10 protein-coding genes are annotated in these 14,228 nt (G+C 36.8%); 4 read left to right on the top strand and 6 right to left on the bottom strand.

Annotation, left to right across the window (positions count from 1 at the left end; all coding sequences use genetic code 11):
* Nucleotides 1-68: 68 nt before the first annotated feature.
* Nucleotides 69-494: an OsmC family protein gene (locus tag ACK1JC_RS10305; protein ID WP_409511783.1), complete on the top strand. Its 426-nt coding sequence runs from the start codon at nucleotides 69-71 to the stop codon at nucleotides 492-494.
* 182 nt (nucleotides 495-676) lie between these two features.
* On the opposite strand, the gene ACK1JC_RS10300 is transcribed toward ACK1JC_RS10305, so the two are convergent.
* The 5 genes from ACK1JC_RS10300 to ACK1JC_RS10280 form a co-directional block, all read right to left on the bottom strand.
* The gene (locus ACK1JC_RS10300) at nucleotides 677-1,480 is read right to left on the bottom strand and encodes a peptidoglycan DD-metalloendopeptidase family protein (RefSeq protein ID WP_409511782.1); all 804 of its coding nucleotides are present in this window, start codon (nucleotides 1,478-1,480) and stop codon (nucleotides 677-679) included.
* A gap of 174 nt (nucleotides 1,481-1,654) precedes the next feature.
* Entirely contained in the window at nucleotides 1,655-2,362 is a 708-nt protein-coding gene (locus ACK1JC_RS10295; RefSeq protein ID WP_409511781.1) for a hypothetical protein, read from the bottom strand.
* Between the two features lie 236 nt (nucleotides 2,363-2,598).
* Entirely contained in the window at nucleotides 2,599-4,542 is a 1,944-nt protein-coding gene (locus ACK1JC_RS10290; protein WP_409511780.1) for a family 2A encapsulin nanocompartment cargo protein cysteine desulfurase, read from the bottom strand.
* Nucleotides 4,517-5,449, bottom strand: coding sequence for a family 2A encapsulin nanocompartment shell protein (locus ACK1JC_RS10285; protein WP_409511779.1), 933 nt, complete (start codon nucleotides 5,447-5,449; stop codon nucleotides 4,517-4,519). Before ACK1JC_RS10285 ends, ACK1JC_RS10290 begins: the two co-directional genes overlap by 26 nt.
* Nucleotides 5,450-5,720: 271 nt before the next feature.
* Complete coding sequence (locus tag ACK1JC_RS10280) at nucleotides 5,721-6,224, bottom strand: rhodanese-like domain-containing protein (protein WP_409511778.1); 504 nt, start codon at nucleotides 6,222-6,224, stop codon at nucleotides 5,721-5,723.
* A 296-nt stretch (nucleotides 6,225-6,520) separates the two neighbouring features.
* Here ACK1JC_RS10280 and epsC point away from each other — a divergent pair, with 296 nt between their 5' ends.
* The 3 genes from epsC to ACK1JC_RS10265 all read left to right on the top strand — a co-directional run bounded on the left by epsC (nucleotide 6,521) and on the right by ACK1JC_RS10265 (nucleotide 11,890).
* Nucleotides 6,521-7,429, top strand: a complete 909-nt coding sequence (gene epsC, locus ACK1JC_RS10275; RefSeq protein WP_409511777.1) for a serine O-acetyltransferase EpsC — start codon at nucleotides 6,521-6,523, stop codon at nucleotides 7,427-7,429.
* Between the two features lie 1,216 nt (nucleotides 7,430-8,645).
* Nucleotides 8,646-11,225, top strand: a complete 2,580-nt coding sequence (gene clpB / locus ACK1JC_RS10270; RefSeq protein ID WP_409511776.1) for an ATP-dependent chaperone ClpB — start codon at nucleotides 8,646-8,648, stop codon at nucleotides 11,223-11,225.
* A gap of 194 nt (nucleotides 11,226-11,419) precedes the next feature.
* Nucleotides 11,420-11,890, top strand: a complete 471-nt coding sequence (locus ACK1JC_RS10265; protein ID WP_409511775.1) for a hypothetical protein — start codon at nucleotides 11,420-11,422, stop codon at nucleotides 11,888-11,890.
* An 80-nt stretch (nucleotides 11,891-11,970) separates the two neighbouring features.
* Here the strand turns inward: ACK1JC_RS10265 and rlmKL are convergent, their stop codons facing one another.
* Nucleotides 11,971-14,175 (bottom strand): bifunctional 23S rRNA (guanine(2069)-N(7))-methyltransferase RlmK/23S rRNA (guanine(2445)-N(2))-methyltransferase RlmL, encoded by a 2,205-nt coding sequence (gene rlmKL, locus ACK1JC_RS10260; RefSeq protein WP_409511774.1) that lies wholly within the window; start codon nucleotides 14,173-14,175, stop codon nucleotides 11,971-11,973.
* Nucleotides 14,176-14,228 lie beyond the last annotated feature (53 nt).

Raw genomic sequence — 14,228 nt, 5'->3', positions numbered from 1 at the left:
CGTATCAACTCATTTTATGCTAGTGTACAGGTATCCTGTAAATTTATAGCTTTTTTAAGGTAGTTGCAATGCACACGAGCGTACATTGGTTAGAGAATGTTGCTTTCGAAGCAAAATCGGAAAGCGGTCACCAAGTTGTTATGGATGGATCAGCGGAATATGGTGGTGAAAACCGTGGTCCACGTCCCATGGAGTTAATATTAATGGGACTTGGTGGTTGTGCATCCTTTGATATTGTGACCATTTTGAAGAAATCTCGTCAAGATGTGACTGATGTAGTCTGTCAACTTAAGGCTGATCGTGCAGATACAATTCCAGCGGTTTTTACTAAAATTCATTTACATTTTGTGGTGACTGGTAAAAATATTAAGGAAAAACAAGTATATAAAGCAGTTGAGTTGTCTGCTGAAAAATATTGTTCAGCAAGTAAAATGTTATCAGATGGTGGTGTTGTGATTACACATGATTTTGAAATCATTGAAATAGCTCAATAGTTATACGATTTTTATGAGTAAAAGTGAATCAAATGATTAGCTTTTATTCATAACTTTTTAAAAAATATGAAATTTTAAAAAATACGCATAAATTATTACAAAATGTTTCTATATTGTTTTTTTTACATAATAAGTTTTTTTATTTAAATAAACTTAATGTTTAATTGATACTTTATGCAACTCTATCGAGCCAAAAATAACTGTGGATCGACACGTGCATTGTTTAAACTCATCCCCCAATGTAAATGAGGGCCTGTGACTCGACCTGTTTTACCGACCAATCCGAGTACTTCGCCTTGTTGTAACTTTTGACCTTTTTGTACATCAATTTTACTTAAATGACAAAACATACTGATCAGTCCTTGTCCGTGATCAATAAGTACCGTATTTCCATTAAAAAAATAATTGCCTATAGCAACGACTGTACCATTTGCGGGTGCAAAGACTTTTTGTCCAACAGGTGCAGGAATATCAAGTCCTGAATGTGGAGCACGTTCTTCGCCATTAAAAAAGCGTTTTCGTCCAAATGAATTGCTAAATTTCCCAGCAGTAGGACGAATAAATGTTGGAAATTCTTTCCATTGTTGTGGTGTGAAAGATGTATAAATCGCATTTTGTTCTTTGGCTTCTACAGCATAGCGGTCGAGTTGTTCTTGTTGTGGGTTTACATAATCCTGATTTTTTACACTTAACCGCTGTTCGGCATATTTATACGGCTTCACCTCAATATTAATTGGGCCATTTGAGCTTTGTAATTGTAATGTTCCTAAGGGTGCTGAAAGTGGGATACCAAATACAATTTGATTCATTGAATTGATGCTTTCAACGACTAATACTGGTTTATTTTCATAGGTAATGTTAGTGACAGTTTTAGCAATAGGAATTACTGCAATACCGCCAGCACGGCGTGAGTCTTGGGGTAGAGCAAAAGTTTGTGTCGTCGCAATAAGACCACAAATCATCAATATTTTTTTGATAGAGAACATAAAGTGTAAATATCTAGGCTAGTTTTGGAAAGTATCACGCTTTTATAGAGATTTGCTCAAGCGTAGCTTTGTTAAATTGTGCTTGTTGTTTTAAATAGCCTAAGTAAATTTATCATTAATTATGCCTATTTATTGTGTAGCGGGAGCATGCTTAATAACTTAGTTATTAGTGACTTATTTAAGCTCACATAAAAATAATTGCCATGCTTCACTCAATTGAGCTTCATCCAATGCCATTTTAAGTTGAGCTGACATAAAAATTGACTGATCCAATTCTGGGTCTTGCCACAGGTCTACATCACATGTAAGGGCTTCTTGAGTGATTGCGATTGCATGATTTGCGTAGTCAGCATGGTATAAATCAAAAAGTTGATAACCTTTATGTTTAGTGTTTCTATACTTATGCAGTTCTTCCGTACAGTATTCAGGACGTAAATAGCTCCGTAGTTCAGCGATATTGAAAAAATAATAAGTTTGATCATTTACGGACTCATTGAGCTGAATATCAAAAAAAGATAAAGGGTAGAGTGCACTTTCACCTAAACGAAACTTTTTTAAGATATTGGCGCACGGCTCAGTGAGAATAACAAAGCCATCTTGGGTACGAAAAAAACTGGGTAAATTAACTGTTTTACTAAAGCCGTGAGCATATAAAATAGTCGGAATATTTACTAAATTCAGTTTTTCAGCTTTATGGTATCGTTTGATTATTTCGATACTTTTTTGAGTCATTTTATTTTTTTCTTCTTTTTGTTCTGTAGTTGCATTTACTTTGTTAAGTTTATAAAACGCTGGGAAATCAAATAATTCAGGGAAAGTTAATTCAAATACCCGATAGTTTTCATCAAACATAATAGTTGTTGTCCATACTTGATTAGACATTTTTTTCTTCCAGTTTGAGTGCAGTGCGTGTTGCAATATTAGCATTAAGCCTATTTTTTATAAGATTTAAATTCTAATTCTGCGACAAGAAATATCGTTAAAAAGCTAGATTTGAAATTTACCCATGTTTTATAAAAGACAAAACTTATTATCCTATGAATAAAAAATCACATGCTTAACAAATTAAACATGTGATTGATTTGCAATGTAGACTTTATTTTCAAATAGAGTCTGAATTAAGCCTTAATTGGTTTTGCACGGCGTAATTGATGCAATACTGAAACCAATAAATCAATTTCCTCAGTGGTATTATAAAATGCCAGAGAAGGGCGTACTGTACGTTCTACACCAAAACGGCGCAAGATCGGTTGAGCACAGTGATGCCCTGTACGAACTGCAATACCATATTGATTTAAAACTTTACCGACTTCTTCAGTTTCATAACCTGCCAAAGTAAATGACATGACGCTAGCTTTGTTCAATGCAGTACCAACTAAGCGCAAACCTGAAACGCTTTGTAACGCATGTTGACCATATTCAAGCAAGTCATGTTCATAACGAGCAATATTATGGATACCAATGCTTTCTACATATTCCAAAGCAGAACCTAGACCGACTGCATCTGCGATATTCCCTGTACCTGCTTCAAACTTATTGGGTGCAGGTTGATAAATTACATTTTCAAAAGTGACATTTTGAATCATATTACCGCCACCTTCCCAAACAGGCATGGTGTCGAGTAGTTCAGATTTGGCATAAACAGCACCAATACCTGTAGGACCAAAGACTTTATGTCCAGAGAACACAAAGAAGTCAGCGTCTAAAGCTGTAACATTGGTTGGCATGTGCGAAACAGACTGCGCACCATCAATTAAGACACGTACACCTGCAGCATGTGCAAGTGCAATGATTTCCTGAGTTGGCGTCACCGTACCTAAAGCATTGGATACCTGAGTAATCGAAACAAGTTTAGTTCGAGGATTAAGCAGTTTTACAAACTCCTCAATCTGAATTTGACCTGTATCATCTACTGGAATCACACGCAGTTTGGCACCTATTTCTTTGGTCAACTGGAACCACGGAACGATATTGGCGTGATGCTCAAGGTGGGAAACGATGATTTCATCGCCCGCTTGAATATTTTGCTTGCCCCATGATTTGGCAATCAAGTTAATGCCTTCAGTCGTACCACGTACAAAAACAATATTTTTTGATGCGGGCGCGCCAATAAAACGAGCCACCACATCACGAGCATGCTCATAAGCATCACTGGCACGTGCTGCAAGTTCATGTGCCGCACGGTGAATGTTCGAATTTTCATGTTCATAAAAATATGAAATACGATCGATCACAGCTTTAGGCTTATGCGTTGTCGCTGCATTGTCTAACCAGATGAGTTGCTTACCATTGACACGTTCTTGCAAAATTGGAAAATCTTTACGAATTTGCCAAATATCAAACGGTTGATAGTTTTGCGTTGTCGTTGGAATTTGCGAATCTGAATGTGGTCGAGCCGTTTCAATACTTGGGGATTGAAGAAAATAATAACCAGACTCCGCTGTAGGAGGTTTGTCATTACGATCTTGCAAAACGCCACGTAATTGATGATCATTGGTCACATGAAAATTGTCAAAAGCATACGGGTTTTTCAATACATCGACTTGCGTAGCATTGCTATTTACAGTTTGAGGACTCACAGCTTCAGGCTGTGATAGATCCAAAAAGTAGTAATTTGATGACGCAGTGCTTGGTGTTGCAGCAGGCACATTGGCAGGTGCAGATTGCTGAGAAAACGAACTCGGCGCAAAAGACAAATCTAAACCATGCGTCGCCGCCAATGGATCAGGCGTATTCGCACCACCGACAATTGGTGAAGAAGATAAAATTCTACGCTCAGGATGGTCAGCTGTTGGTTCAACAAAATGTTGCGTTGACGTAGGATTTAAACTGGTTTGTTGAAGTACAGCAGGCACACGACCTGACAACGCAGCAATCGGATCTCTAGGTTGTGGTTGATGGCTCGGTAAGTCAAAGTTAAAACCTTGCGGGTTTTGATTAGGTAAAGCCGAGAAAAATTCCGCAGCTAACTGTGCAATCACAGATTCGCTGATCGGTGCATCAGGCACACCCGAAGCAATATCTGCTGTCGGTTGGTTACTTGTAAGTTGTTGGATAGTCATGGTATTTATCTACCTCCACATCTTCAAGTACAGCAAGCGCATCATCTGTCAAAACAGCAAGAGAACAATACAGTGAAATTAAATAAGATGCGATTGCATTACGATTAATTCCCATGAAACGTACAGATAAGCCTGGTGCTTGTTCGCCCGCAAGACCTGGTTGGAATAGACCAACAACACCTTGACGTTTTTCACCTACGCGAAGCAAGATGATCTTAGTTTTACCATCTTCAACTGGGATTTTGTTTGAAGGAATAAGTGGAATACCACGCCAAGTAATAAACTGCGAACCGAAAAGGCTTACTGTTGGAGGTGGCACACCACGACGTGTACATTCACGACCAAAAGCTGCAATTGCGTCTGGGTGTGCAAGGAAAAAACCTGGCTCTTTCCATACTTTACGAAGTAGGTCATCGAAATCATCAGGTGTTGGCGCACCTGTTAAGGTAGAGATACGTTGCTCATCTGCAACACTTGCCAATAAACCGTATTCAGGGTTATTGATCAGTTCGCTTTCTTGACGTTCTTTGATGGTTTCAATAGTTAAACGTAACTGTTCTTTAATTTGATCATGTGGACTGCTATATAAGTCAGAAACACGTGTATGAATATCGAGAACAGTGGAAACTCCATTTAAGAAATTTTCACGAGGATTAACTTCATAGTCCACAAATGTTTGTGGCAGAGTTGCTTCATCACGCTGTGTACAAGCGACTTGAATGTCATCGGTATTACTGACTTTGTTGACACGGTAAATACCTGCTTCAACAGGTGTCCATTGCAATAAATGGGTCAACCAACGCGGTGTAATAGTCGATAGTTGAGGAACTGTTTTTGTCGCATTGGCAAGTTGGCGAGCAGCTTGATCATTGAGTGCTTGGCGTGAGACTTCTTGGTTTTTAGCCATGTTTTAATCCTTCGGATATTTTAAAATTAATTTTTATTACTACTGCTAGAATTACTTTTTTGTACGTATTTTCTAATTTTCTCCAATAAAAAATAGGTTTGATCATGCGTTGTAAAATTAATTTTTCAAAAATCATGAATTTTAATAAGTATTGATCTTTATTGGATTTCATTAATTTTAGGTGTGTTTCATTTTTAGACAACATCAATTATTCATAAAACTTAATAATCGAATAATAAATCAACCCACTATATTATTCCGATGATTCATTTTATTCCTGACGCCAAGGAAGTCCGTGAAAACGCCAACCGTTAAATGAGCCACGATGATTATTTTCATCAAGATCACCTTCAAAGCCTTGATCAATATTATAAATATTTTCAAAACCGGCATTGAAAGCGACATTGGCAGCGGCAGCAGAACGCTTACCACTACGACATAAAAGTAAAATAATTTTATCTTTGCCGACTTTTGTTTCAAGCTCTTTAGCAAAGCGAGGATTTCGATTCAGTGCAGTTCCTGTTGCCCATGGAATATGTATAGTATCTTCAACATAGCCGACAAATTTGCGCTCTTCATTGGTACGAACATCGATAATGACGACTTGAGCTGTTTGAAATAAAGCCCATGCTTCTTGTGGAAGGATTGTACCCGTGAATTCTAAGTAATGTTCTTCAACACGTTGTTTTGCATCGTTAAGAATGATATCGAGATCTTGTTTTGATAATAGGTTTTGCCCCGAAGTGGCTGTGTGTAATGCATTTAAACTGTTCATATCAACACCTTTGATTTTATTACAGCAGGGCTGTACTTTAAAATATTTGAGAAATTGACATTAAATATAATGATTTTTTATATTCTTAAAATGAATAAAAATTGCTTTGCTTATTCTTAAAGTTGCAAAATAATTGGTGGTTTGTAAGTGCAGCATTATTCTAAAATTTAGATAAGTATAGCTTAATAATGGTTATCTAAAATTATGCAAATAAAATAGTATTTGTATGAAGAACTTGAATAATATGTAGGATTCAGTTGTTAACTTAACTAATCCATAAACCGATAGGTAAAACCATGAGTCAATGGAATATTAATAATATTGTTAATGAGTTACAGGCAGCACGTAACGAATGGCGCACAAAACAAAAAAGCCTCAAAGATTTTGGTGGTCGAGAGTTACCATCAAAAGAGGAAATTAAAAAGATCATGAATGATTTATGTGGCATTTTATTTCCAATGCGTTTAGGACCACATGATTTGCGTCAACAAAGTGAAAATTATTATATTGCACATACGCTTGAAAAAACTTTGTATGCATTACACGAACAAGTAAGTTTAAATCTGACTTATGATCATAAATATCGGAAGAATGCTGGTAATCTTGAGGAAAGTGTACAAACAGCACAGGAAATTGTTAAAACCTTTGCAGAGCAATTGCCTGCGCTACGCCGTATTTTAGATACTGATGTCATTGCTGCATTTGAGGGTGATCCTGCGGCACGTAGTGTTGATGAGGTTCTCTTGTGTTATCCAGGTATCTTAGCGATTATTTATCATCGGGTTGCACATGAATTTTATAAGCAAGATTTGTCTTTATTGGCGCGTTTAATTGCTGAAATTGCCCACTCTAAAACGGGGATTGATATACATCCTGGTGCTCAGGTCGATCAAGGTTTTTTCATTGATCATGGTACAGGTGTCGTCATTGGTGAAACCTGTATTATTGGTAAAAATGTGCGGATTTATCAGGCCGTGACATTAGGTGCGAAGCGTTTTGAAGTAGATGAAGAAGGACATTTGCAAAAAGAATATGCACGCCATCCCATAGTTGAAGACAATGTTGTTATTTATGCAGGTGCAACAATTTTAGGTCGAATCACCATCGGTGAGGGTGCGGTTATAGGGGGGAATGTCTGGATTACCAAAAGCGTTGCACCGAATAGCGCGGTCTCACAAAGTTCGGCAACAAAATCTCAAGTTTAGTGCTTAAGTTTAAATTTTATTTAATCAAATAGAATTGAAAATTTTTATCTTGGATAATATTTAAATCATTCATTTGATGGATTGTTGAAGTTCAAAAAGTGCTTTAAAAAATATCGATTTCACTTAAAAACCATCTTGTGAATAGCATCAAAATAGTGATTGCTCGAAACATTATTTTAGTCACGATTGATGTGTCAAATATTTTTAGTATTTTTAAAATAAAAATATGAGTTCGACAAAGTCTTAATGACTTGGTGTTGATTAAATCTGAAATTAAGGGAGCATTATGAATATTTTTGAGTTTGTTCTCTTAAAATATGGTCGAAAGAGGATTTACATACTGATTGGATGCTCAGGGTAGATTGAGCCCTTGCTGTTAGATAGTCGAGATAATGATTTAAGAGAGGATAAGGCAGTTTATTATAATTTAAAACATTTTGTTAAATAATTATATCTATGATAATTATAGAGATTATCGATGATATTTTTTTAAATCAAAAAAAAATTGAAAAGGTAAATAAATATTTGAATAGTGCATTTAAGCCTGAATTCATCTTCAACTTTGCCAATTTGGTTATCCAATTTTTCATATAAATTTAATTTCTATAGATTTGATCTTATTCAAGCTGATTTAAAATATTATTCTCAATTTATTTACTTTGAGTAATTCGAATAATTGTAAATGGCGAATGATTTATTTGAATTAGCTAGACATTATTTTTAATCACTTTTTTAATATGCTTTAAATTTTAATTAAGATATTAATTGTTTTAATCAACTTATATTCAATGGTAAAAATATATTTTATTAAATAAGTTATTTTAATGAATGATTGATCATTATGTATTTTTTTTAAATTTTACTGCATGAATATACTAAAAAATAATATAGCCATAATCAAGTAACCCCAATGATAATGTAAATACGACTATAAGTTTACCTAAGTTAAACATTATTTTATCCTCATTTACATACTTTAAAGCATATTATGATAAAGATAGATTATTAAGGTTTATCTGTGTGTTTTTTTCTAAATATCTGACTTGAAAAAGCATTAATGAGGACGCATATTATGGTTAAAGTCTATTTAAATTTATCTATAAGGTATTGAAAGTAAAAAATATTTTTTAAATTTATTTGCTATTTTTACTTGAAAAGTCCGCAAATGTTCCCATATATGAGTTAAGAACTAAATATGTCATGAGGAATAACAAAAATGAGATTTGAAAAATTTACAAACCGTCTACAGCAAGCATTATCAGATGCACAATCATTGGCAATGGGTAAAGATCATACTGCCATTGAGGGTATTCACATACTTTCTGTATTGTTAGAAGAAGCATCAAATCTAAGCCTATTACAACAGGCGGGTGCAAACTTACCTGAATTAAAAAACCGTTTGCAGCAGGCATTAAATGATGCGGCAACCCTCAGTAATCCGACGGGTGATATTAATTTAAATCCTGAAGCTGTTCGTGCACTCAATTTAGCAGACAGTTATGCACAAAAAGCAGGCGATGAGTTTTTATCGACAGATTGGGTGATTTTAGCACTTGCTGAAACAGGTGTAACCAAAACATTATTGAGCGCAGTTGGTGTTACAACAGAAAAACTACGCAAAGCAATTGAAAATATTCGAGGTGGTGAACAAGTTATGGCGAATAACCATGAAGATCAACGTGACTCGTTAAATAAATATACAGTCGATTTAACTGAACGTGCATTGTCAGGCAAGCTTGACCCTGTGATTGGTCGTGATGAAGAAATTCGCCGTACCATTCAAGTATTGTCACGCCGTACCAAAAATAACCCTGTACTCATTGGTGAACCTGGTGTAGGTAAAACTGCGATTGTGGAAGGTTTGGCACAGCGTATTGTCAATGGTGAAGTACCTGAAGGTCTAAAAGGTAAACGCGTACTCTCACTTGACTTAGGTTCATTACTTGCAGGTGCAAAATACCGTGGTGAGTTCGAAGAACGTCTAAAAGCTGTGCTCAAAGACTTGTCAAAATATGATGGTGAAATCATCTTATTTATTGATGAGTTACATACACTCGTTGGTGCGGGTAAAGGTGATGGTGCAATGGATGCGGGCAATATGCTTAAACCTGCATTGGCACGTGGTGAGTTGCGCTGTGTCGGTGCGACAACACTCGATGAATATCGCCAATATATTGAAAAAGATGCAGCTTTAGAACGTCGTTTCCAAAAAGTACTGGTCGATGAGCCAAGTGTTGAAGATACCATTGCGATCTTACGTGGTTTAAAAGATAAGTATGCGACGCATCATGGTGTACAAATTCTTGATTCTGCGATTATTGCAGCAGCGAAAATGTCGCATCGTTACATCACAGATCGTCAGTTGCCCGATAAAGCGATTGATCTGATTGATGAAGCTGCTTCACGGATCAAAATGGAAATTGACTCTAAGCCTGAGCCATTAGATCGTTTAGATCGTCGTTTGATTCAGCTTAAAATGCAGTTAGAAGCGGTAAAAAAAGATGCTGATTCGGTCAGCAAGGCTGAAGTTGAACATCTTGAAAAACAAATTGCTGAGGTTCAAAAAGAATACAGTGATTTGGAAGAAGTATGGATTGCTGAAAAACGTTTAGTTGATGGCACAAACCAAGCGCAGATAGAGTTGGATAAAGCACGTACAGCGTATGAAAAAGCACAACGTGAAGGTGATTTGGCAGAAGCAAGCCGTTTGCAATATGGTGTGATTCCAGAATTGCAAAAACGTTTGAATGAAGAAGAAGTGGCGGAAGTGAATGAAGAGCCGAAACTTATTCGTACCAAAGTCACTGAGAACGAAATTGCGGAAGTAGTGAGTGCGGCAACGGGTATTCCTGTATCGAAAATGCTACAGGGTGAGCGTGAGAAATTACTACAAATGGAGTCTTTCTTACATAACCGTGTGGTTGGGCAAGATGAAGCTGTAGTTGCTGTGTCGAATGCAGTACGCCGTTCTCGTGCAGGATTATCTGATCCGAATCGTCCAAGTGGTTCATTCTTATTCCTTGGACCAACGGGTGTGGGTAAAACTGAATTAACTAAAGCGTTGGGTAATTTCCTATTTGACAGTGATGATGCGATTATTCGTATTGATATGTCAGAATTTATGGAAAAACACTCAGTGAGTCGCTTAGTCGGTGCGCCTCCTGGTTATGTGGGTTATGAAGAAGGTGGTGTTTTAACTGAAGCTGTACGCCGTAAACCATATAGTATTGTGTTATTTGATGAAGTTGAAAAAGCGCATCCTGATGTGTTTAACATCTTGCTACAAGTGTTGGATGATGGTCGCTTAACTGATTCACAAGGTCGTTTGATTGACTTCAAAAACACAGTTATCGTAATGACTTCTAACTTAGGTTCGAGTGATGTACGTGAATTAGGTGAAGGTGCGAGTGAGGATGAAGTTCGTGCGGTGGTAATGAGTGCAGTTTCGCAACATTTCCGTCCTGAATTCATTAATCGTATTGATGAGCTTGTGGTTTTCCATTCGTTGAAAAAATCACAAATCCGTGGCATCGCAGATATTCAGTTAGAGCGTTTACGTACTCGTTTAGCTGAACGTGATATTGGTTTACGTATAGATGATCAAGCCTTTGATATTCTGATCGATGCTGGTTTTGATCCTGTGTATGGTGCGCGCCCACTGAAACGTGCCATCCAGCAACAGGTTGAAAATACATTGGCTCAGAAAATCTTAGCAGGTGATTTTACCGCAGGCGATACTATTTTGATTAGTGCCGAAGATGGTAAATTAACTTTCACTAAGCTTAAATTGAGCTAAGTTTAACTTAATATGCAATAAATCAATGCTGTAAATAAAAAAACCTAGCTTCGGCTAGGTTTTTTTTATTGTCTAGAATAAGTAATATGCAGAATATTAGTGCCTGTTATCGGGTTGTTAAATCATGTTATTGCAACATATGTCTAAAGTTGGTAGTTTTTTAGACAGGAAGAATAAAAAGTAGAAGGTTGATCATGATGGTCATAGGGATAAATAAACTCAAATACACTCACTTACTTATTGCAGTATTGATGATGGGGAGCTCAACGTCAGTGTTTGCAAATAAATTAGATGATCAAAGCCTTTCAGAACAATATGGCGGTTTGGCACAACTCACGCCTATTATTATTAGTTCAGTGAAACAAGATGTTCAACAACCTCTTGATGAACAAAATAATGTACATAATCAAATTGCCAATAAAAGAGCTAATGAGGCAAAAAAAGATGAAATTTATTCAACTGTTTTAACAGATTATGAATGGAAAAAGAAAGATAGAGATTCAAGTAAGTCTGGCGATCGATATGTACGACCACTAACAGGATTTAGATTTATAGACATCAGTGAAAATCCAAATCAACGTCATGATATTCGGGTGACGACGAAAGATACGATAACGCTGTATTCTGGACATGAAATTGACGCTGGCGGTTTGATTAATCGCTAAGTAAAGATAAAAAAACCGATTCAAGACATATTGCCTGAATCGGTATTTAACACACTTATAGTAAGCGTTATGTGAAACAATTACACAGGATGATGAGTAATTTTCCAAGCACGGTGGATTTTTTGATTACGCTTGAAGTCTAGACCAATGGTTTCATTACTGATTTCTTCAACATTGAACATGGCTTGAACTTCTTCATCCATTTCGAAACCACGATAGTTATTTGAAAAATACAACGTACCGTCTGTCGTTAAACGATTCATTGCGCGTTTTAACAATGAGTTATGATCACGTTGTACGTCAAATGTACCGTAAAACTTTTTAGAGTTTGAGAATGTTGGCGGGTCAATAAAGATCAATTCATATTGTTCATGACCTTCTTTTAACCATTCAAAACAATCGCTTGCAAAGAATTGATGTTGTTGGTCAACATGATCTACCGTCAAACCATTCAAAACAAAGTTTTCTTTAGACCAGTTTAGGTAAGTATTCGATAAATCGACACTTGTTGTACTTGCAGCACCACCTAAAGCGGCATGTACACTTGCTGTTGAAGTATAACTATACAAGTTTAAGAAGTGTTTACCTTTCGCTTCAGCGGCAATACGTAAACGCATTTGACGGTGATCGAGGAATAAACCTGTGTCTAAATAATCAGTTAAATTGATTAAGATTTTTGCTTTGCCTTCTTGCACAATAAAACGCTTCGATGCAGTACTTTGCTTAGCGTACTGTGTTTTACCTTCTTGGCGTGCACGCGTTTTGATGAAAATTGCATCACGACCTAAGCCCGTCACAGCACGAATTGCTTGCAATGCTAAATTAAAACGTTTTTTGGCTTTTTCAGGATCAATAGTTTTTGGTGGTGCATATTCTTGAACATGTAGACGATCACCATATAAATCAATCGCAACATTGAAGTCAGGTAAGTCTGCATCATACAAACGTAAGCAATAAATATTTTCTTTTACAGCCCATTTTTTCAAAGTTTGCATATTTTTTTGCAAACGATTGGCAAATTCAACAGCACCTTCAATTTCTTCAAATTGTTGAGGCTGCCATTCAGCTAAAAATGGACGGCTGACAGTTGCAGGTTTGATCGTACCAAAACGGATGTAAATTGGAAGTTTACCATTCATCAAACGTAAAATTTGTGGATCGTTAAACGCAAGAACGTCGGCTTGTTCAACTGCAGCTGCAATCACGGCTGCATATTGATTTGGGAAGTTTTTCTGTAAGAGTGCAGAAAGCCCAAGATACAAGGCACGGTTAGATGCTTTTTCACCTAAACGCTCACCATACGGTGGATTGGTGACAATCACTGCCGTTTTACCTTCGGCTTGGAAATCAGGCCAATCGGCTAAAGTACGTTCTTCAATTTTAATTTGATCAAGTACAGATTCGAAACCGGCTGCAATAATATTTTGTTTGGTCGCTTTTACCGCTTCCCAGTCTGCATCATAAGCATAAAACTGTGGAAGAGGTTGAGAAAGGGCATGTTGATGACGTTCAGCCGCTTCATTTTTAACAGACATCCATAAATCATGGTCGTGACCATTCCAACCATTGAAACCGAAACGGCGCACAAGACCCGGTGCACGATCTGTCAAAATCATCAATGATTCAATAATGAAAGTACCTGAACCACACATTGGATCTAAAATAATGTCAGGATTACGGTCTTTTACGCCTGCTTTTTGCAAGATGGCAGCAGCAAGGTTTTCCTTAATTGGTGCATCAGTCATGTAGTGGCGATAACCACGTTTATGCAGTGAATCACCTGATAAATCTAAGCAATAGGTGTGTTCTGTTTTACCTGCAAGAGCATAAATGGTAATTTCAGGCTGTTTAATGTCGATACTTGGGCGTTTACCCACAGCTTCCATAAACGAGTCGACGATACCGTCTTTTACGCGTAAGGTAGCAAATTGTGAGTTTACTTTAATCTCACGCTCTATATGTAGGCGAACCGCAAAAGTACTTTGTGGTGCAAAAATAAGTGACCAATCAAAGTTCATTGCGCCTTCGTAAAGCTCTTCTGCAACATCACGAGCATCATGCGTAAAATCAAGCTCATGCACATGAATAGGCGTCAATACACGAGAAGCAAGGCGTGACCACATACACACACGGTACGCATCTTCAAGCTTGCCTTTAAAGATTAAACGTCCAGGAAATTTTTCAATGTTTTGAATCCCTAAACCTTGAATTTCTTCTTGCAGTAAGGTTTCTAGTCCATCTGCACAGGTAACCCAATATGTAGAAAGACGTGGTTTTGAATTCATGAAAATTTCCAGGAGAAAAAAGCAATCGGTTATTTTAGCGTATTTTGATGATG

Source organism: Acinetobacter sp. TY2, from assembly GCF_046269225.1.
GTDB lineage: Bacteria > Pseudomonadota > Gammaproteobacteria > Pseudomonadales > Moraxellaceae > Acinetobacter.
Note: the sequence above shows the minus strand (reverse complement) of the source record. Positions and strands in the feature narration are given on the sequence as shown.